This is a genomic window from Eubacterium sp. CAG:156 (assembly GCF_000434315.1).
In the GTDB taxonomy this organism is placed as follows: Bacteria; Bacillota; Clostridia; order Lachnospirales; family Lachnospiraceae; genus Eubacterium_U; species Eubacterium_U album.
The window spans coordinates 22,500-44,934 of sequence record NZ_FR878118.1 but is presented as its reverse complement, the minus strand read 5'-3'; the positions used below and the strand labels follow the sequence as shown (position 1 = coordinate 44,934).

The following is a 22,435-nucleotide window of genomic DNA, read 5'->3' as shown; positions in this document are numbered from 1 at the left end:
TTTGGTTTACTTTAGAAAGCCTTTTATAAAAAAATTCTTCCATGCAAAAATGCTTTTCTTTATGCACGGAAGAATTTTTATTTATTAACTATTAAGGAAATCCTTAATCTTCTTACTTCTAACAGGATTTCTTAACTTTCTTAATGCCTTAGCTTCAATCTGTCTGATACGCTCTCTTGTAACATTGAATTCCTTTCCAACTTCTTCAAGAGTTCTTGGATGTCCGTCTCTTAAGCCAAATCTTAAGATAATAACTTCCTTTTCACGTTCTTTCAAATCTTCAAGTAATACATCAATGTGTTCTCTAAGCATAACTGATTCAATGTTAGCTTCCGGAGTAACTGTATTGTTGTCTGCAACAAAATCTCCTAAGTTAGAATCATCTTCTTCACCGATAGGTGTTTCTAATGATGCAGGCTCTCTTGCTATCTGCATTATCTCTAAAACTTTTTCTTCTGTTATATCTAATGCATTGGCTAATTCCTGAGTTGATGGCTCGTAACCTAACTCTAAAGTTAATTTACGCTGCATCTTTGACATTCTGTTAATTGTCTCAACCATATGAACAGGTACACGGATTGTTCTTGCGTGGTCTGCAAGTGCTCTTGTTACAGACTGTCTAATCCACCATGTAGCATATGTACTCAGCTTATATCCTTTTTCGTAATCAAATTTTTCAACACCTTTTATGAGTCCTAAATTGCCCTCCTGTACTAAATCAAGGAAACTCATACCTCTTCCTGTGTATCTCTTAGCAATACTAACAACAAGACGTAAATTAGCTTCTATTAATTTGTCTTTAGCAACAGGATCGCCTTCTGATTTACGTTTGGCAAGTTCAAGTTCTTCTTCTGCAGTTAACAATGGAACTGTACCTATTTCTTTTAAGTACATTCTAACAGGGTCTTCTGTTCCGACACCTTCAAGTAAACCAACATTATCTAATTCAACAATTTCTTCTTCATCTTCAAAATCGTCATCTGTAGGTTCTAAATCAATAGGGCCTTCTGCTGCAAGTGTCAAATCTGCTTCTGTTGGTTCTGCATCAGATGCAGTTTCTTCTGCATTATCCACCTCTTCATTATCAGTATCATCTACCGCTTCCACATCAGTTTTCACACTTGTCTTCTTTGTTAATTTCTTTGTTTCTGACTTTCCGTCTGAATCACCTGTTTTAATTGTCAATCCATTTTCAATTATATACTCGGCAATAGCATCTTTACGTTCGCCTGTAAGTGGCATCCCCTGAAACATGTTATCAACATCAGCAGTTGTAACCACTCCACCATTCTTCTTGCCAAGTTCTACTAATTCTGTCAGTTTTTCTGTAAAGTCTTTCTTCTTCACTACAGCAATCCCTTTCTTTGAATTTGAATAACTCCGACTAATCATGAACTCATAAATATATAAAAACTCTCTTCGTCGAGATAGACCTATCCACATTAAGTGTTGGTTATTCAACTTACAATTATACGCATATGTTTAAAATCCGTCAACATTATTTTTAAATATTTTGTAAAAAAATACGCAAATTTGTATCAATGAGTAGATATTGCATAATTACTGTCTACTTATTATGAATATTTGGTAGGATTATTGGACTGCGTAGCACGAAACAATCCGTAAACATCAAAGTTGGTGCTTTTGATTCCAACATATTTTATTCTGAAATAATTTCTCCTCCGCAAAGCACATATCCATCCTGATATACAACTAAAGATTGTCCCGGGGTCACTGCTCTTTGAGGTTTGTCAAATTCACAATACAATTTTTCATCTTCCATCCACACAGTACAGTCTGCCCCTTCATGGTTATATCTTATTTTCGCAAATGCTCTTTGTTTTCCACTAATACTTTCCTTTGCCATCATATTAACATTGTGCGCAACTACTATCTTTTTAAACAGGGATTCATTGTCGCATACCACAATCTGATTCTTATTGGCATTGATTTCACAAACATACATATTTTTATTTTGCAATTTCAAACCTTTTCGCTGTCCGACTGTATAAAAAATAATTCCTTTATGTTTTCCAACAACTTCTCCATCCATTGTCACAATATCTCCCGGTATTGCCCTTTTTCCTGTTTCTTTGTATATAAAATTTGCATATTTTCCATCGGGAATAAAGCACATATCCTGACTGTCTTTTTTATGTGCAACAGGAATTCCTACTCTTTCAGCAATCTTTCGCACTTCATCTTTTTCATAGCTGCCAAGAGGCATAATTGTATGTTCTAACTGTTCCTGAGTCAGTAAATGTAATGCATATGTCTGGTCTTTTTTTGCCGTTTTTGAATTTTTAATTGCGTACCTTCCATTTTCTAATTTTTCTATCTTTGCATAATGACCTGTTGCAATATAATCCGCTCCTAAATTTCCTGCCTTTTCCCTTAAAGCCTGCCATTTTACATATCTGTTGCATACCACACAAGGATTAGGTGTCTTTCCGTCATTATAAGTTTTAACAAAATATTCTATAACATTCTTATGAAATTCTTCATTAAAATTAAGCACATAATGAGGAATACCCAAATACGCCGCCACTTTCCTTGCGTCTTCCACTTCTGCTATTCCTGTTTCTCCACTTTCAGGAATATCTTTCTGCCACACCTGCATTGTAACGCCAATTACATTGTAACCCTGTTTCTTTAATAAATATGCCGTAACCGATGAGTCAACTCCCCCTGATAACCCTACTACAACTGTTTTATTTTTCATTTTTGACCTCTTAAATATTTCTTATTTTTATAGACATCATGTTGTCTTTTTTCTTATCCTCTATTATAATATTTTTGTAAATAACTTCAAGTAAAGGAAAGGCCATTATACCATATGTAATGACTAATATTATGCATGAATATTAAAATAGATAAACGTAGTCAGCGCACAAGGGAAGCTTTGAAGAAAACGCTTGCGCAAATGATGATAAAACAGAATATTAATGATATTACAATTAAAAATCTTGTTGTTCTTGCAAATATAAACCGTTCAACTTTTTATCTGCATTATACGGATATATTTGACCTATTACAAGAAATGGAAAACGACATTATTTCCCAGATTCAGAAGGTACTTGATTCCTATCCTTCATTATCGAGAGCTCAAAGTTACAGTTTTGTAACTGACCTGATTTCTGTTTTTGAAGCAAACAGAGATTCATTAAAAGCTTTAATGGGATATCACGGCGATGCATTTTTTATACAACGTATGGAAGACGTAATCGAAAGTAAGGTAAGAAAACAGATTAATCTTATATATTGTTTTAACAAATCAATCGCCCCTGAATATGTTTATTCGTTTTTAAGAAGCGGTTGTATTGGAATGCTTAAAACATGGATTTTTTCTGATTGCATTACACCACCTGAAGAAATGGCTGTATTTGTATACAACACAGTCCATGATATTATCACAAGACTCATAGAAGATTCTTCTAAGTAATATATGAAAAATTTTTGATAAACATAAAAAATGAACACAAATTCGTTATCACTAAACGTAACTTATTTGTGTTCATCTTTTTTATCTTTTTATCGCAATCAGTTCTTCATCATCTTCTCTGTTGGTATCAGAAAATTCACTTATAAAACCATAAATATAATTTTCTTAAATACACTGAGGCCTAATTAATTTTTCCTTCAAATCATAATTTATTTTTCACCCCGTATATCCCCACAATTAACTAAAATAATTTAATTTACATCATCAGCCGGTACAATTGGTGACCATCCATCATCCTGTCCCGGATATTCTTCTGAGTCGCCACTTACCTGTTCATCTGCTGTATTTTCGTTATTACCTTCGTTATCAGCTGCATTGCCATCTTCTATCATGTCTACTGAATCCCAATAATTCGTTTCGCCTTCAGCTGATTCGTTATCCATTGAATTGTTGTCATCTGCCTCATCTGTCTGATAATTAGTTGTTGTCACTTCCATCTTATTCTCAGCATCTTTTCCGGTGCCTGAAGGATGTAACACAACAATCAAAACTACTGCTAAAATAACTGCCACAATTCCTACTATAATTATACTTTTTTTCTTTGACATAAATACCACCCCTTAGTACAGATAGTTTAATTTAAACATCATCCATACCATATGTCAATATTATTATTCATTTTCAATTTTATCTACATACTGAGACTTGTAATATAAGTAAAGTCCCTTATATTCCTCACTATGTTTGTCCATCATATGTCCATGCATATCATCTAAATGCAATTCTTTATTTACCCTCTTAGTAATATGCAAAGCTATATTTTCACAGTGGCTGGCAATTCTCTCAAAATTAGTAAGTAAATCTAATAAAGTAATACCTGCTTCTATGCTACATTGTCCGTTTTCCAATCTTGAAATATGATTGTCTTTTATCATATTTTTTAATCTTGAAATTATCTTAACCATTGGCTCTACTCTGATAACTGATATTTCATCATCTTCTTTAAATGCCTGGAATGTTGTATTAATAATAGATTCTATTGCATCTACTAAGACCTCAACTTCTTTTAACCCCTTATCAGAAAAATGAGCTTTTCTTTCATTCATTTCTTCCATAAGGAATGAAATATTTATACAGTGATCACCTATTCTTTCCAAATCTCCAACTGAATTTAATAATTCAGATACGACTCTTTTTCCATCTCCATGAAGCTGTTTTGCATCTATCTTTAAAATGTATGAACTTAAAACGCTTTCACATTTATCAATAAAGTCTTCATTTTTTCTTGCTTCATCTAATAACTTAATATCAAAATGTTTAATGAGCTCGCATGCAATCTTATAGTTATTTGATATTGCATCCGTCATTGCCCACATAACTTCTTTACTCTGCTTTAAAGCTACTGTAGGTGTTTTTAATAACATTGGATCAAGTGTTCCAAGTTCTTTATCCATAAGAGACTCTTCTTCATTTCCAACAATCTTTCCTGTCAAATCACCTACTTTATCTGCAAATGGAAGTAAAACTAAACTTGTAACAAGGTTAAATCCTACATGGATAATAGCAATCTTACTTCTGTTTACAGTTTCTCCAAATATTGCTAAACCAAATGCTTCTTTACATACACAGAATATAACCATAAATGAAAATGCACCTATAATATTAAACAATAAATAGCTAAGAGAAACTCTTTTTGCTTTTTTATTTGCACCGATTCCACCTAAAATAATAGCAACACATTTACCAATGTTCTGACCGATAATAATAGGAATTGCAGTTCCATATGTTACTACTCCTGTAGCGGAAAGTGCCTGTAAAATACCTACTGAAGCAGATGAGCTCTGAATAATTGCCGTAAGTACCATACCTATTAAAAATGCAAGTAATGGATTACTTATTGTTCCAAACATATGCTCAATAGCTGCTGTAATCTGTGCATTACTGCTAAACACAGATTCCATTGTTGTCATACCTGTAAAAAGTATGCCAAGACCAACTAAAATTCCCGCTGTATCTTTTAATTTCTTTTTCTTAGAGAAAAGAATAATAAAAGCACCTACAACCAATAACACGCATGCTAAATATTTAGGCTTAACTAATTTTAAAATTAAAAGATTATCACCAACATCTCCTAAACTTAAAATAATAGCTGTCGCTGTACTACCAACATTGGCACCAAATACTACCGGAATAGCCTGTCCTAATTTCATAATTCCGGCATTTACAAATCCGATAAGCATAAGTGTAGTTGCCGCTGAGCTCTGAATAATGGCAGTTACCCCTGTTCCAAGGCCCCAACCTTTAATCTGTCCTGTTCTTTTGCTCTTTCCTGTTGTCAGCTTTTCCAAAATCTTTTCAAGACTTCCACCTGCTAACTTTTCAAGAGATGAACCCATAAGACTCATTCCATACAAAAACAGTCCTACGCCACCAAGTAACTCTAATACTAAAAGTACATAGTCCATAATTACTTTCTCCTTGCACACTATGTATTGCCCCCTCCCTTTGGTCGGTGGCTAATCGTCGGAAACACTTATATATAATGAACTTTGTCCATTTTGTTTCCTATGGAAAATAGATATTTTACTTCATTTTTTCTTATTTTTTCCTTGATTTTTACATATAATTTACATATCCATAGTCCATAATAACGAATACACATACTTTTTTCAATAAAAATTTTAATGTTATTTAAAGTTGTGAAATTATCTTTGCTATAGCATCCTCAGTGTTTGCAACTGTAATTCTGTCAGCCTTTTCTTTCAATTCTTTTACTGCATTACCTACTGCATATCCAATATCAGAACATTCAATCATATTTATATCATTTTCATTATCTCCAATTCCGATTGTAGTATGAATAGTATTTCCATTTTCTTTTCCTAAATGTTCTTTCAAATATTTTATTGCAATTCCTTTTCCACTGTCTATCGACTGCATTTCTATTCCTTCGGGCCAGCTTAAATCAAATCTGAATTTATCCCCAAATCTTATTTTTAACTGCTCCTGCAATTTTTTTGTTACATCAGCAGGTTGAATAAACAGATTTTTATATAAATAATCCGGAAGCTTTGTTATATATTCTTCCAAACTATTTTCATCATACTTATGTTCTGCCGGCTTATAACCTACACTTTCATATATGTTTCCACTTGTCCATATTTCCCATATTTGTGGCCATTCTTCATTTACATATCTTAAAACTTTAGCAAAACGCTCTTTCTCCATTTTCCATGAATTTAACATTTTCTCTGCGTTAATATCATAGAGTACCGCACCATTTAAGGATACTATTGGTGCATTAACCTTAAATTTATCTTTAAAATTATTTGCGAAATGAGGAAATCTGCCTGTAGCTAATGTAAATAATCCACCCTCTTTTTCAAAATATTTAATAGCCTCTGCATTTGCATCTGATACTTTTCCTTCATTGTCTGTCAATGTTCCATCGCAATCCGTGCAAATAAGATATCCCTTAAACTTATTCATATGTTTCTCTCCATAATTAAATTTTATTAACATTTTTGTAAGTTTTGATTACACTATGATGTTAACATATAACTATATTTATTTACACTATTTTGTTGTATACTCTATTATGAATTTAAATATTTAGGAGAATTAATTGATATGAATATTACAAATACAGATATTATTTTGGCATCTAAATCGCCAAGACGTATGGAACTAATGAAGCAGGCAGGGTATGACTTTAAAATTGTTACTTCTGACACTCCTGAAATCACAACTAAAACTGCTCCTTTTGACGTTTCCATGGAACTTTCATCTGTCAAAGCTTTTGGCGTTGCAAATTCCCTTTCTTTATTGGAGAACGACACTTTAATTATTGGAGCTGATACTGTCGTCTTTTGCGATGATGAAATCATGGGAAAACCATCTGATTATGATGATGCATTTCGTATGTTAAAGAAATTACAGAATAAAACGCATCAGGTTTATACAGGCGTAACCTTACTTCATTACACATCCGGAAATTCATCTCCGAAAGTTAAATCTTTTTATGAAAAAACAGATGTACATGTATGCCCTATGACTGACGATGAAATAAACAGTTATATTAATACAAAAGATTCTTTTGATAAAGCCGGAGCATATGGAATTCAGGGACCTTTTGCAATTCATATTGAGAAAATAAATGGTGATTACAACAACGTAGTAGGTCTTCCTATTTCGCGCTTATATCATGAAATCAATAATTTTTCAGACTTGTGTTAACTTGTTCAACTGATATGTACCTAGAATTCCGGACATTTTTGTCCGGCAAAGAAGGTACATACAGTTTGTGAAGAGTTCTTATTATACTTATTATAAAACCTGATTTATTGAAAAGTCTTCATTAACCAATACAAATCCCGGTTTTTTGCCTATTTCTATAGTTCCAAATTCATCAAGAATTCCTATTGCCTTTGCCGGATTATAAGTTGCTGTTTTAATCGCATCTGCTATAGGGATTCCAAATTCTATGGCCTTAACCATACAGTCGTAAACATTTGTTACGCTTCCTGCCAATTCTCCTGTAACAAGTCTTGCCTCATTTCCTTTCTTTATAACAACCTGGCCACCTAACTCTGATTCACCATCAGGCATTCCACAAGCTCTCATGCTATCACTTATAAGTATTACTCTGTCGCTTCCAAACATTGAAAATGTTGCTCTTACAACTGAAGGATGAATATGTACTCCATCGCAAATCAATTCTGCTGTAACATTTTTGGCATCCCTTGCTGCACCTACAACGCCCGGATTTCTATGATTTAATCCTGTCATTGCATTATATAAATGTGTTGCATGTTTTGCTCCGCTTTCATATGCCAATGTTGCTTCATCATAATTTGCCATTGTATGTCCTACTGAGAATCTGACTTTATCGTGTAATTTTGAAATACACTCTATAGCGCCTTCTCTTTCAGGTGCTATTGTTACAAGCTTTACCATATTACCTGATTCGTCAATAAGTTCTTGTAACATCTCTGCGTCCGGTTTCTGAACATATTCAGGATTCTGAGCTCCTACCCTGTCCGGAGATATAAATGGGCCTTCAAGATTTATCCCTACGAGCTTTGCCTTTAATTTTTCTGAAGTATTTACCTGTTCATTATTTTTTTCCAAAGACTTAGTATTCATTTGAATATCCTTATATTCTTTTGCATTTCTGCAAATTTCCATAAGACGTTGTTTTGGCAATGTCATTGTTGCCGGACAAATGGCAGCTATTCCATGCTCTTTTTCATATTCTGCCATTTTTTCTACAGCTTCAAGTGTTGCATCACAAAAATCACTGCCAACACATCCGTGAAAATGGATGTCTACAAGCCCCGGAATTACCATTAAGCCATTAGCATCGATAATTCTAGTGTAATTATTATCTGATTTATTGTTATTTGCATCTGTACTACCACTAATATCACTTGAATTATTTGTACTGTCACCATTATTTCCAAAATATATAATATCCTTAATTTCACCTTTATCTAATATTATATCTGCCTTTTCAAATGTAAAATTCTTTGTAAAAACCTTACCATTCTTTATAATTTCCATAAAACCCTCACTTTTGCTTTTCTATAAAATTAATCCTTTATTAACACAAAGCAATTACCAAAATACGAAATTTAACCGAAAGTTTAAATAAAGTTATTTTAGTAATTGCTTTTACTTGTTTTAGTATTCTACTTATTTACACATAATTACTGTTACATCGTTATGTAACTGTAATACTGATGCCGGTACTTTTGGAGTTACCGGTCCAAAGAAGGCTTTTTTAGCTATCTCTGCCTTACCTTCACCACTTACTACAACAACAATCTTTTTAGCCTGCATTATGGCTTTAATTCCCATTGTATAAGCTTCCTTAGGTACTTCATCGATAGTATCAAAGAATCTTGAATTTGCCTTAACAGTACTTTCTGTCAATTTAACGCAATGAGTTTCTTTTTCAAATGCTTCACCTGGTTCGTTAAATCCGATATGTCCATTATTTCCAAGACCTAAAAGTTGTAAATCAACCCCTCCTGATTCTCTTATTATTCTATTATAATCTGAGCATGCTTTATCAGAATCCATTTCCAAACCATCAGGCACATATGTATTCTTTTTATCAATATTGATACGATCAAACAAATGCTTGTTCATAAAATATCTATAACTCTGTTCATTATCAGGAGCAATTCCTTTATATTCATCTAAATTAATTGTAGTAACATTAGAAAAGTCTAAATCACCTTTCTCGTACCAGCGAATCAACTGTTCGTAAGTTCCTATTGGTGTAGAACCCGTTGCCAACCCAATGACACTATTTGGCTTAATTATTATCTGAGCTGAAATAATATTTGCTGCAGTTCTGCTCATATGATAATAATCCTGTGTTTCTATAACACGCATTTATTTTCCTTTCCCTCCATAATTTCTGTAATCCGATGGAGATTTTCCTACATAACTTTTGAATATACGGCAAAAGTGTGTTACATCCTGAAAACCTACGCGTTCAGATACATCCTGAATCTTATAATTTTTATTCTCTAACAAATCTTTCGCCTTATCTATTCTTATTGTGTTAACTATTTCAAAAAATCCTCTTCCTGTGTACTGATTAAGTAACTTACTTAAATGCCAGCTACTTATAAAACATTGTTCAGCCACATCTAAAAGACTTAATTTCAATTTGTAATGTTCATATATAAATTTCAATGCGTTTTTAAGTATAAAATTGTTAGCATCAGTACATTTTAATCTATCCTTTTCAGGAGTATCACATTCAGGATGATTTTTTATAAATGTTTCATATATATAATTCTCTTCTTCATCTGAACGGCTCCATATAGAATCAATTTCTGCATTGCTGCTATCATTTCCCTTCTGCTTAAGATTGTTAGTCATTGCACTTATTGCTTCTTCTAACTCATCTATCTTTGACGGTTTTAATAAAAATCTTGTCACTCCAAGCTTTATAGCCTGCTGTGCATATTCAAAATTTCTAAATCCTGTCAATAAACACACTTCAATATCGGGATACTCAGACTTAATTGCTGCAACCATTGCAAGTCCGTCCATATTATTCATTGATATATCTGAAATTAAAATGTCAGGTTTTATTTTTCTCATAAGTTCTAAACCTGCTAATCCATTGCTGGCTGTACCAGCAATTTCACAATTCCAATTTGCCCATTCAATTCCTAATTTAAGCCCCTCTACTATAATCGGCTCGTCATCCACGATAATTACTTTATACATAAAACTCTCTCCTTATTATCCCTTAACAGCACCTACTGTCATACCTTTAATAATGTATTTCTGTAATGCCATATATACTACTAAAATAGGTATTACAATCAAAGTTACTGATGTGAACAGCATACCATAATTTACACCTTCTTTTGAAGCAATATTATTAAGAAGAATTGTAATTGCCCAGTTATCTTTTGTTCTAAGGAAGAACATCTGAGTAAACAAATCATTGTAGCTCCAAAGGAAACTAAAAATTCCAACTGTTACAAATGATGGCTTTGATAGCGGCATGATTATTCTAAAATAAATCTGGAATATATTACAGCCTTCCATATACGCTGCCTCTTCCAGTTCCACCGGAAGCCCTCTCATGTAACTTCTGAGTACTATTATAGCAAATGACATATTTCCTGCAATCTGCGGAAGTATAACTGATAACAAATTTAATGAAACATGTGGTGTGTTTACAATTCCCCAACCTGTCATCATTCTTAATACAGGAATGATGGTGGAGTAGATAGGGAACATCATTCCTGCATAAAGTAAGGCATCCAAAATTCCCTTGCCCGGGAACTTATACCTCGTTAATATATAAGCTGCCATTCCGGAGAATAGAATAACAACTACTGCAACAGTACCAGATATAATAAAACTGTTCCTGTATGCATTCAAAATGTCATAGTTGGCAAATACTGCTTTATAATTATCTAATGAGAACAGTTTACCAACAGGCAATGCAAATGAATTATTGTATATTGCCTTTTTATTTTTAAACGAATTCATGATGGACCATAGCAGAGGGAAAATTGTCGTAAGAGCCCAAACAATAAGAATTGTATATACAAATACCAAAGATATTTTAAAATTTTTCTTCTTCATGTCTTTTCTCCCTTCTATACATCATAATCGTCATTTGTCTTAAATATTTGATTTACTACAACTGACAATACTACACCTATTATTACAATAACAACTGCTATTGCCGAACTGTAGTCAACATCTACATATACTTTTGAGTACATGTATGTTCCTGTTAACCATGTATTTGACATACCATTTACAAACATTGTCCATGGTAAATCGAATACTTTTAAAGCTCCTGTTACTGCTAATACTACGCATGTACAAATACTATTTCTTAATAATGGAAGCGTTACATATCTAACCTGCTGAAGCTTTGAAGCTCCATCAATTTCTGCTGCTTCATATAAATCTTCCGGTATTCCGCTTAATCCCGTAAGTAAAATTATGAAATAAAATCCAACATATTGCCATATAACCGGAACAAGCATTGTAAACATCGGATGTGTTGCCTTCCAGTCAATCAATTCATTTTTACCTGCATCCAAAACACCAATAAGCTGTAGAAGCTGATTTATCATTCCTTTATCATAAAGGAAAACTAAGTTAAACAATAAGCCAAGGGCTGTTGCTGAAATAACAATTGGGAAAAAATATACTACTCTGAAAAATCCTGCACCTTTCTTTATATTGCTTACTAACAATGAAAGAACAATAGCCAGTCCTACTTCTCCAACAATTGTTGCTATAATCATAATTCCTGTATTTTTCAAGGCTATTAACATTTTCGGATCCTTGAAAATTTCAAGATAATTTTTGTAAAACGGAGCATTCCATTTGTCAGCTGCCGTCCCCATATACTTTATATGTTGAAAACTGTTAATTATGTTTTGTATGAATGGGTAGTAAAGAAATATCAACATAAAAACAAATGCCGGTATTAAGAAAAATGCAATATATTTTTTGTTTTGGTATATTTTTGCACCCATATTATATCTCCTTATTTTTTTAAAGCCGGAAGGTTTTTGTTCCTTCCGGCTCTAATTTCTACTTGATTATTTTAATAATTTATTCACCAGAATTAATTGTTAATGCTTCATCTACAGCTGCTGCGACTTTTGTGTTACCCTGAACAATATCTGCCATACCTGCAAAAATAGGATCTTTTGCTGCTGTTGATAAACTATCCTGTACAGCTGGAGAAATTCCAGTTGCTCCTGCACATAATTCTACACCTGCATTTGCAAGACTTGACATTGAATCAGCGTCAACTGTTGCACCATTCTTTAATGCTGTTGCTGAGCTTCCTGCAAATTTTGATACCATTTCATCACTTGTCATGTATTCAATGAAATCTACAGCTGCTGCACGTTTTTCAGGATCATCCCAGCATTTCTTTGTAATATAGTAACCACTTGAAAGACCACCGATAAGGTCTGTTGACTTACGATTTCCTTTTCCAGGAACGTATGTAACTGTGTAATTATCAATATCATCTACTGCTTCTTCAATACCACCAACTTTCCATGAACCATCAATTAAGAAAGCTGCTTTATCAGATGTAAATAACTCAAATGTTTCACTATCTGATGCTGTTAATGTATTGTCTGGGAAATATCCTTTTTCATAAAGGTCTTTGATATCATTGATACCATTTACCCAAGCTTTACCATATTCATCATCTGCTGATTTAGGTAATGTACTATGTGTAGCTACATCCTGGAAGTTGAAAATTGTGTATTCAAACCAATAATGTGGAATTTCCTGTAATGAAGCTGCTATTGGTGTGTAACCTGCTTTCTTTATTGTTTCACACATTGTCATAAATTCATCCCAAGTTGTATCTGCTGTTGGAGCTTCAACTCCTGCTTCTTTAAGTACATCCTTGTTTACAAATAATCCTTCCCAGTATCCATTAACCGGTACTGAATAATTCTTTCCATCTACAGGTGATGCTCCAAGCATGTCATCTTTCATATTTGATGCATAATCAGGATATTCCTGTCTGATTTCATCAATTGAAACTACCTTACCCTGTTCAACGAACTGGTTTGAATCAACTCCGTTGAAGAAGAATAATACATCCGGTTCTGAACCTGTTTCAAAGTCTGTAATAACTCTTGATTTAAATGTTTCATCAGATGTTGCTGAACTATCTTCAATCTTGTTTCCTGTTTCTTTAGTCCATGCAGCACAGGCATCTTTATAATTTCCTGCATTTGTGTCTTCACCTGCATATGTTGTTGTAACCTTTAATGTTACCTTTCCTGAATCTGCTTTGTCTTTGTTGTCGCTGCTGCTTGCGGCATCTCCATTGCTTCCGCATCCAACCATGGATACTGCCATAAGTCCTGCGAGCATAAGTGCTAATGGTTTTCTCATATAACTCCTCCAATCCATTCACTGATACCTTTTCTTTTTTCCTTATAACCATATGCTTTTTTTATTTGGTTATAAGTTTTTTCCGTATCTATTATTTATTACATGTATTATTCTATTCGAATTGCACAAAAAAGTTAATGATTTTGCTTGTTTATTTGTTGAATATAGTTGTTCATTTTTGTATAAAATATTTAATCTTTTTGCAAAAATTTGTATTTTATTGTTTTCAATTTAAAAATTTTGCTATTATTGTCAATTTTCCATTTTGAACCTATCTATTTTCAGTTTACTTTCAGTAAGATTGTCATCAATGTTTTCTATAGATAAACCACTGTTTTCACCATATAAAAGCTTAAGTCTCATGTTTACATTTCTAATTCCGATATTATGTACATTCTCTTCCAGTTTCTGATCCGAAAGTAATATTTCTATCTTCGCTTTATCAGCCTCAGTCATATTTCCATTATTATGAACAACTATATACAAGTTATTGTAATCTGCATATATTTTCAGGCTTCCTATAATATTCCCCTCTTTATCTCCTCCATGCTCTACAGCATTTTCTACAATTGGCTGTACTATAAGTCTTGGAATCTTTAAATTAAGTAAATTTTCATCCACATCTTTATCAAAATGGAATCGGCTTCCAAATCTCTGATGAATGATATACAAATAAGCATCTACGTACTTAAGTTCCTCTTCAATAGTGATGAATTTTTCTTTTTTTCTATTCATTGTCGCTTCCATCATTACTCCAAGAGATTCAATCATTCCACTTACATCATGATTTCCACTCATTCTGGCCTTCCAGTTAATAATCTCCAATGTATTATTTAGAAAATGTGGATTAATCTGTGACTGCAACGCTTGCATATTTGCATCTCTTAATGCTACTTCTTCTGCATATATTCGATTAAAAGATTCTTCAAGTCCTAATGACATATGGTTAAATGTATCTATTAGTTTTCCAAATTCTTTATTTCCTTCAAATGCAGGTAAAGTTATTCCATATTCTCCTTCTTCAATCTTTTCAGACATTTCCATCAAATCTGAAATTGGTTTATTGATATTTCTGTAAAAATAATAAAATGTTAACGCTGCCAATAAAATTGTAATCAAAATGATTAATACATATATATATACATACGTAAACGATTCATTAAGTACTTCCATTCGATTTAATTTAACAATATATGTAAACTGCTGATTATTGCATCTTGTGTACAGATTTACAGTATAATTGTTACTATCATAATTGCTTTCTGTTTCTGTAACTTCTCCATAATTTCTTTTATTATTATCAGCATAAATTTTGAATTTTTCATTATTTATATCATTTTCATAATCAGGTTCACATACCATATCTCCATCTAGAAATATAGCCCCATTTTCTCTCCACACTACATTATCCATGCTTTTAAACATATTTGATTTATTTATTTCCATAACAATAATTGCATAAGGATTGTAATCACTTGTAACCAGATTTCTAACTAAATACAGATGTTCTCCTATCTCTATAAATTTAGTATTAGTTCCCATTCTTTGAGCTACTGACTTTATCTGTGTCATAGCATTATTTTTAAAATCTGAAATACTTGCATAAGTCGCTCCCGCAACATTGCTATACGTATAATATTCCATTGTTGTTTTTTCTTTAAATACAACAATTGTGCTTGAAATCATTGAATTATATTTGTACTTTTCACTAAGATAACTAGATATTTCTCTGTACATTACCGCTTCATTTTTATCTTTTAGGAATTGTAAATAACTTGTTCTTATGACATTGTCATATGAAGCCTGCTTTGATTCCTGTATTACTTTTTCTATATTACTGTTGCAGTTTTCTGCAGCATTTTCCATAGATGTAACTACTGTATTTCTTACCTGATTAGAAGTTTTTGAAGCTGACGAGAAAAAAAGAACAACCGACAATGCTCCAAACGGTACTACAAGGCATATTACCAGCAGTCGAATCATCCCAAAGGTCAGATTTGCCTTTTTCCTTTCTTTATTTAGTGCATTATATCTGTTGTTCTTTTTCATTATTAGTCTCCCTTCAACTTTTACTATTATTTCTGTCGGGAAACTTATTTATTATTCTGTTACTAATATTATATAAATAATTATTATGTAAATGACTTATTAAACTTATGTTACTCCAAAATTACTACTTTAATCCTAAGAATTTCTCATATATTTCACAAACTTCAATAGCCTGTTCTTTTGTTGGCATTTCACAGAAAATACGAATCAACGGTTCTGTTCCTGAGAATCTGCCAATTACCCATCCTCCGTTTTCAAAATAAACTTTGCTTCCATCCATATACGAAACATGCTGAATCTTATATGGTAATTCCGGAATCTGTTTATCTTCCATTAATATTTTGTGAATTTCTTCTTTCTTTTCTTTTGTAAATTTGTAGTCACGCTCTTCCATATAAATAGCTCCGCATTCAGCTTCAATGTCTTTATATATTTCAGATAACTTTCTTCCTGTAACTGCTATCATTTCTATAAGTAACATTGCTGCGTAAATACCATCTTTACCATTAATATGTCCACGTACTGTAAGTCCTCCGGAAGATTCCCCGCCAATAACTGCATTTTCTTCAGTCATTTTTGCTGATATATACTTAAAACCTACCGGAACTTCGTAACAAGTTTCCCCAAACTTATTTGCTACCTTATCAAGCATATGTGTTGTAGCTACGTTTCTAACTACTGCACCATGCCATCCTTTATATTTTACAAGATAATAATATAATAACACAAGAATGTCATTTGGATGAAGAAATCTTCCTGTATCATCAATAACTCCAATTCTGTCCGCATCTCCATCTGTAGCAATTCCTATGTCAAATCCATAATCAATTACTCTTGTCATAAGACCTCTAAGAGTTGATGCACTTGGTGATGGAAGTTTTCCACCAAATAAGGTATCATGTCTGTCATGTATTGTTTCTACATCACATCTTGCCGTAAGCAGTAATGTTTTTAAAGGTATTTCAGAAACTCCATACATCGGGTCTAAAGCAACTCTAAGACCTGCATTTCTGATTTTCTGCATATCTACAGCATTAATTATATTATCTAAGTATTCATTTAAAGGATAAATTTCTTTAATCAACTCTTTGCTTACTGCCTCATCATAATCCATTTCTTCTATAGAATCCACATCTATTTTTGAAGCGTAGTCTTCTATTTCTTTTGTCTGATTTTCATCAGCATCTCTGCCACCATAAGTAAATACTTTTACACCATTGTAAATAGCCGGATTATGGCTTGCTGTTACCATCATTCCATATGGCATTTCATGTTTTTCTACATAGAACATAATAAGAGGAGTAGGCGCTGATTTGTTAACGAGCAATGTTGTAATTTCCTGTGCTGCAAATACCTGTCCCATCCATCTCATAGCTTCTTTTGACAAAAATCTCTTGTCATAACCAATTATCATTCCTTTATCAGTCTTGCCTTCTGCTTTCATTTTGTTGCACATAGCCTGAGCTAATAATTGAATGTTTTTCTTAGTAAATTCATCTCCTATGACTGCTCTCCAGCCGCCTGTTCCAAATTTAATCATGTAAGCCTCCTCATTATACCTTATGCTACCCCATGGTGATTTCAACCAGATTATGGCTTCCTTTTTCCATAACCGGAATAAAATCTACTATTTCCCCATTTAATTTTATTTCTTTAACTCCTTTATTAACCTTATTAGGGTTAACTACATTTATATCGTACTCCGCGCCTCTCCATACACGGTGAACTTTAAATTTATCCCATTCCTTTGGAATGCATGGATCAATATTTAATTTATCAAAATCAGGTCTGATTCCAAGCATATATCTTGTTGCTGAGAAATATGACCATCCTCCACTTCCTGTCATAAACGGATGTCTTGCTCTTCCGTATGCAGTATGGTCTTTTCCCATGATAAACTGGCAATAAGAATATGGTTCTGCTTCTCTGATTTCAATCATGTCATTCTGATTGTATGGGCACAATGAATTATAATATTCCATTGCCCTGTCGCCTCTTCCGAGTACACATTCCGCTGCCCATGCCCATGGATTTGGATGTGAGAATATAGCACCATTTTCCTTGACACCCGGATATACTCTTGTGATAAATCCTATATCATCATCAGGAACTGTATACGATGGAGCATTTAACATTATTCCATATGGTGTTGCCAAATATTCTTTTACACTGTCCATAGCCTTAATGCCTTTTTCTTCCGATGCCGCCCCCGACAATACTGCCCAGGCATTTGACTCTAAATGAACTTTACCTTCATTATCTGTACTTGTTCCAATTTTCTTTCCGTTTTTGGTTATTCCTCTTATAAACCAATCTTTATCCCACAATTCATTATTACATACATCTTTTACATGCATGGCCATTTCCTTATATTTCTTAACATCATCATCTCTTCCAAGATACTGTGCTAATTCTATAAAATTGTTTATTGCCCAATAATGTAAAAATGATACTAAAGCACTTTCTCCTCCGCCAAGATTTAAGCAGTCATTCCAATCTGCCCTAAGTCCTAAGCAAATTCCTGTTGCTCCTACTTCTTTTGCTGAAAAATCTAATATTCTCATCATATGTTCATATACAGTACCTTCTCCCTTATCTGCATATGGAACAATCTGATCAGCAAATTCGATTTCTCCTGTTTCTTTTATATATTCCACAATAGATGGTATAAGCCATAAAGCATCATCTGAGCATGCATCTTCAATACCATGTATTATATCTGACTTATTAATTCCCGGAATTACTGTAGGTGATTTAAAAGGTTTCTTATCATCCTTTTTCTTTTCAAACCATTCCGGTTGGAATAAATGTAATCCATATCCTTTTGAAACTAATCCATTAAGAAGCTGTACTATTCTCTGTTTACACTTTTCCGGATTAGAATGCGGTATAGTCATTGAATCCTGCGCCGTATCTCTATATCCTAATCCCGTTCTTCCACCTACTTCGATGAAAGATGCAAATCTTGAAAACATTACATTAACTTCTGACTGATATAAATTCCATATATTAATCATTGTGTTCATTGCTTCACTTGGAGTTTCAATTGTTAATTTATTAATTTTATCATTCCAATACTTTTCCAAATTTTTGTATGCTTTGTCCACATTTGTAAAATCGCTATACTTTTCTCTTATTCTTCTGCCTTCTGTGTCATCGCCTTCACCTAACATAAAGATAAGTCTGACTTTTTCGCCCGGTTGTATTACAATATTTTTCTGTAAAGAACCGCAGTGATTATTTCCTTTTTCAAATGAACCTGTACATTTTCCATTTATTACTGCCTGTGGATTATCTTCCGTATGATATAAACCCAGGAACTTGTCTCTGAGGCAATCGAAGCCATCTGGAGAAAAATTTGAAGTAAAATACTGATAACCAAATTCTTCATAGAATAAGTCATACAATATAATTCCATCCTTATATGAGGAACCCGCACAATACAAACTCATCTGAAAATTCTGATTATCTATCATAATATGATGGAAGGAAAATTCACAATAAGAAAAAATACTTAAGTTCCTAGGTTTATTGTCTGTATTTTCAATAACTACATCCCAAAGTTCAACATCATCTTCTATTGGAACGCAAAGTTTCTGACTTGCTTTTAATTTATCATATTCGCATTCATAAACAGAATATGATAATCCATGTCTGCACTTATACTTAGCTTTATCAAGTGGCTTTCCTACCGGCTGCCATGAAATGCTAAAGTAATCACCATTATCATTGTCTCTTACATACACATAATGTCCCGGTCTGTCCATTGGCACTGAATTGCCTCTAAACCTTGTTACTCTATGATACTCAGGTGTTTTATAAAACATATAACCACCTGCCGTATGATTAACTACCACACATGTATCTTTCACACCTAAATAATTCGTCCATGATGTAGGAAGATCCACTCTGTCTATTACATACTCTCTTTTTTCATTATCAAAATGTCCGTATCTCATAATCCTCTCCCTGCCTATTTTCTTAGTTAAAATAATGATAGCAAATATAATCTCTTTTTTGAATGAACGTACTTGTTATTACTTTTCTCTTTTTGTCAGATTTGTTTTTATTTTTTGTTATTTGGAACAAATAAATACAAATCAGCAATAATTTACGGATTAATCAATCTATTACATTTGTCATAAATATTATTTGATAGCAGAGTCAAAAAACCACAACTTTAATTCTTACGGATTGTTTCAGTAAATTGTAGATTCATTATGAAAATAAAGAAAATCAATTTAATTTTAGACTTTATTTATGTTTGTTTAGGTGTAAAATATACATATAAATAAACATCAAAGTTGGGAGGTTTATATGAGAGAACGATTACAGGAATTTTTGGACCATATGGAAATGGTCACATCAAAAGAATTGTCAGACAATGAACGTGAAGCAGTTTTTAACGATTTTATGAAACAGATTCAGTTTTTCCAAAATGAAAGACTTATTCATTTAATCGTAACAGTTACATTTGCAATTATTGCAATTTTTACAACTTTGGCAAATTATGTTCTCCAAAGTATATGTGTGTTTGTATTTTTGCTTGCAATATACATTCTTCTTTTATTTTACATAAGGCATTATTTCTTTCTCGAAAGAGGAGTACAAAAGCTTTACCTCTACTATGATAAACTTGTCAAAAACACTTATTATAGTGATGATGTGAAGAAAAAATGCAGTTTAGTTTAAAAATAGCGTACTATTTTCAAATAAAATAATTATCGACTTTTTTCGACTATAATTAATTTGTAATGTTAAAATCAAAAAGCCACTTTTAGAAAAACAATGTTTTTCTAATCATGTAAAAATACCAAATTGGAATGTTTTACAAAAAAAGGCTACCACTTTACGTAATTTGTAAAGTGGTAGCTTTTTTAATTAATAGCTTTTAACTTAATAATAAAATTTTATCTATCCCATTTATCACAAAGTGCCTGTACCTGGTCGGCAAATTTTGCAAGGTCTTTATTTGCACCGCCTTCATTACGTTTAATAACTGCAAGAAGTCTCTGCCCTGCAGCAAGTAATCTTTCATATACAGTAGATGGTTTTCTCTGTTTTGAAGAGTTGCTTTGTATTCTGATTGGAACTCCTTCTTTTATTAATTCACCTGTTGCCAGGTCAAACTGTGTTCCACTGTAAGGAGCATATGCATCATATCCATGTTCATCTCTTAAAAGTTTTGCAAAAATATCACATACCTCATCTTCACCATGAACTACAAAGACTTTCTGTGGTCTTTTCTTCATAGCTTCGAGCCATTTTACTAACTCTTTCTGATCTCCATGACCGCTTATACCTTTTAAGGATTCTATTCTTGCCTTAACAGCTATTTCTTCACCAAAAAGTTTTACTGTTGTTGCTCCTTCAAGTATTGCTCTTCCTAACGTACCGACTGCCTGATAACCTACAAATAATATTGTAGAGTTCTCTCTCCACAGATTATGCTTCAAGTGGTGTCGTATTCTTCCGGCTTCACACATACCTGATGCAGACAATATAACTTTTGGCATATTATTCTGGTTAATAGCAACAGATTCATTACTTGTAACTGAAACCTTTAATCCATCGAACTTCAACGGGTTAACTCCCATGTTAATTAATTCCATTGTTTCTTCATCAAAGCAATCAATTACGTTATTATTAAATACATTTGTTGCCTCTATGGCAAGCGGACTATCTACATACACTTCAAAATTAGGATAGTTCTTAACCATATTATCTCTTTTAATAATACGGAGGAAATATAGCATTTCCTGAGTTCTGCCTACGGCAAATGACGGGATAACTACATTTCCACCTCTTGCAAATGTTTCGTTTAATATTCTCGCCAGAGCTTTTACATAATCAGGTCTTTCTTCATGGAATCTGTCACCATATGTAGATTCTATTAAGACATAATCAGCTCCATCCATTGTCTTAGGATCTTTAATTATTGGTTTATTAATATTACCAATATCTCCTGAGAAAATTATCGTCTTAGACACATCACCTTCAGTAACTTTTACCTCGATGCTTGATGAACCAAGCAAATGTCCTGCATCTACAAACTTAATCTGGAATTCATCACATACACTCACAGTTTCATCATAGTTTACCGGAACCATTAATTCACAGGCAGCTACTGCATCTGCCATCGTATAGATTGGTTCATATTCTTCCTTACCGGCTCTCTTTGCCTTTCTGCTTTTCCATTCAGCTTCAAATTCCTGGATATGTGCACTATCACGAAGCATTATGTTACATAATTCGCAAGTTGCTTTCGTTGCAAATACCTGTCCCTTAAAGCCTCTCTTTACCATAAGCGGAATTAATCCTGAATGGTCAATGTGAGCATGAGTTAAAAATATGTAATCTATATCTCCTGCTGCCACCGGCAACTCCTGATTTACATAAATATCCTTTCCCTGTTCCATACCACAATCTACAATAGCTTTTTTATCTCCAACCTGTAAATAGTGGCAACTTCCTGTAACCTCATGGTCTGCTCCAAGAAATGTTAGAATCATAAAA

General features: G+C 33.0%; 18 protein-coding genes. 3 read left to right on the top strand and 15 right to left on the bottom strand.

Going from position 1 to position 22,435, the window contains the following annotated elements; all coding sequences use genetic code 11:
• Positions 1-84: 84 nt before the first annotated feature.
• On the bottom strand, positions 85-1,347 hold the full coding sequence (gene rpoD, locus ABMA45_RS00825) for an RNA polymerase sigma factor RpoD (protein ID WP_243003041.1): 1,263 nt from the start codon (positions 1,345-1,347) through the stop codon (positions 85-87).
• A gap of 313 nt (positions 1,348-1,660) precedes the next feature.
• Positions 1,661-2,722 (bottom strand): tRNA 2-thiouridine(34) synthase MnmA, encoded by a 1,062-nt coding sequence (gene mnmA, locus ABMA45_RS00820; RefSeq protein ID WP_022087986.1) that lies wholly within the window; start codon positions 2,720-2,722, stop codon positions 1,661-1,663.
• 135 nt (positions 2,723-2,857) lie between these two features.
• Between mnmA and ABMA45_RS00815 the strand changes: the two genes are divergently transcribed.
• A complete protein-coding gene (locus ABMA45_RS00815; protein ID WP_022087985.1) occupies positions 2,858-3,442 on the top strand; it encodes a TetR/AcrR family transcriptional regulator in 585 nt (194 codons plus the stop codon).
• 251 nt (positions 3,443-3,693) lie between these two features.
• Here the strand turns inward: ABMA45_RS00815 and ABMA45_RS00810 are convergent, their stop codons facing one another.
• The 3 genes from ABMA45_RS00810 to ABMA45_RS00800 all read right to left on the bottom strand — a co-directional run bounded on the left by ABMA45_RS00810 (position 3,694) and on the right by ABMA45_RS00800 (position 6,931).
• Positions 3,694-4,050 carry a hypothetical protein gene (locus tag ABMA45_RS00810; protein ID WP_022087984.1) on the bottom strand — a complete coding sequence of 119 codons (357 nt, stop codon included), beginning with the start codon at positions 4,048-4,050 and terminating at the stop codon, positions 3,694-3,696.
• Between the two features lie 63 nt (positions 4,051-4,113).
• On the bottom strand, positions 4,114-5,907 hold the full coding sequence (locus tag ABMA45_RS00805) for a Na/Pi cotransporter family protein (RefSeq protein ID WP_022087983.1): 1,794 nt from the start codon (positions 5,905-5,907) through the stop codon (positions 4,114-4,116).
• Between the two features lie 226 nt (positions 5,908-6,133).
• Complete coding sequence (locus ABMA45_RS00800; protein WP_022087982.1) at positions 6,134-6,931, bottom strand: Cof-type HAD-IIB family hydrolase; 798 nt, start codon at positions 6,929-6,931, stop codon at positions 6,134-6,136.
• Between the two features lie 141 nt (positions 6,932-7,072).
• Between ABMA45_RS00800 and ABMA45_RS00795 the strand changes: the two genes are divergently transcribed.
• On the top strand, positions 7,073-7,678 hold the full coding sequence (locus ABMA45_RS00795; protein ID WP_022087981.1) for a Maf family protein: 606 nt from the start codon (positions 7,073-7,075) through the stop codon (positions 7,676-7,678).
• A gap of 90 nt (positions 7,679-7,768) precedes the next feature.
• Here ABMA45_RS00795 and nagA read toward each other — a convergent pair whose 3' ends face one another.
• The 9 genes from nagA to ABMA45_RS00750 form a co-directional block, all read right to left on the bottom strand.
• On the bottom strand, positions 7,769-9,004 hold the full coding sequence (gene nagA, locus ABMA45_RS00790; RefSeq protein ID WP_022087980.1) for an N-acetylglucosamine-6-phosphate deacetylase: 1,236 nt from the start codon (positions 9,002-9,004) through the stop codon (positions 7,769-7,771).
• A 132-nt stretch (positions 9,005-9,136) separates the two neighbouring features.
• Positions 9,137-9,844, bottom strand: coding sequence for a glucosamine-6-phosphate deaminase (nagB, locus tag ABMA45_RS00785; RefSeq protein ID WP_022087979.1), 708 nt, complete (start codon positions 9,842-9,844; stop codon positions 9,137-9,139).
• A complete protein-coding gene (locus ABMA45_RS00780) occupies positions 9,845-10,693 on the bottom strand; it encodes a response regulator transcription factor (protein WP_022087978.1) in 849 nt (282 codons plus the stop codon).
• Between the two features lie 15 nt (positions 10,694-10,708).
• The gene (locus ABMA45_RS00775) at positions 10,709-11,566 is read right to left on the bottom strand and encodes a carbohydrate ABC transporter permease (RefSeq protein ID WP_022087977.1); all 858 of its coding nucleotides are present in this window, start codon (positions 11,564-11,566) and stop codon (positions 10,709-10,711) included.
• Positions 11,567-11,580: 14 nt separating this feature from the next.
• A complete protein-coding gene (locus tag ABMA45_RS00770; RefSeq protein WP_022087976.1) occupies positions 11,581-12,477 on the bottom strand; it encodes a carbohydrate ABC transporter permease in 897 nt (298 codons plus the stop codon).
• 79 nt (positions 12,478-12,556) lie between these two features.
• On the bottom strand, positions 12,557-13,870 hold the full coding sequence (locus ABMA45_RS00765; protein WP_022087975.1) for an ABC transporter substrate-binding protein: 1,314 nt from the start codon (positions 13,868-13,870) through the stop codon (positions 12,557-12,559).
• Positions 13,871-14,122: 252 nt separating this feature from the next.
• Positions 14,123-15,919, bottom strand: a complete 1,797-nt coding sequence (locus ABMA45_RS00760; protein ID WP_022087974.1) for a sensor histidine kinase — start codon at positions 15,917-15,919, stop codon at positions 14,123-14,125.
• A gap of 124 nt (positions 15,920-16,043) precedes the next feature.
• Positions 16,044-17,459, bottom strand: a complete 1,416-nt coding sequence (locus ABMA45_RS00755) for a phosphoglucomutase/phosphomannomutase family protein (RefSeq protein ID WP_022087973.1) — start codon at positions 17,457-17,459, stop codon at positions 16,044-16,046.
• A gap of 25 nt (positions 17,460-17,484) precedes the next feature.
• Positions 17,485-19,878, bottom strand: coding sequence for a GH36-type glycosyl hydrolase domain-containing protein (locus ABMA45_RS00750; RefSeq protein ID WP_022087972.1), 2,394 nt, complete (start codon positions 19,876-19,878; stop codon positions 17,485-17,487).
• A gap of 358 nt (positions 19,879-20,236) precedes the next feature.
• On the opposite strand from ABMA45_RS00750, the gene ABMA45_RS00745 reads away from it, so the two are divergent.
• Entirely contained in the window at positions 20,237-20,611 is a 375-nt protein-coding gene (locus ABMA45_RS00745) for a hypothetical protein (protein WP_022087971.1), read from the top strand.
• 218 nt (positions 20,612-20,829) lie between these two features.
• On the opposite strand, the gene ABMA45_RS00740 is transcribed toward ABMA45_RS00745, so the two are convergent.
• On the bottom strand, positions 20,830-22,431 hold the full coding sequence (locus ABMA45_RS00740) for an MBL fold metallo-hydrolase RNA specificity domain-containing protein (protein ID WP_022087970.1): 1,602 nt from the start codon (positions 22,429-22,431) through the stop codon (positions 20,830-20,832).
• Between the last annotated feature and the right edge of the window lie 4 nt (positions 22,432-22,435).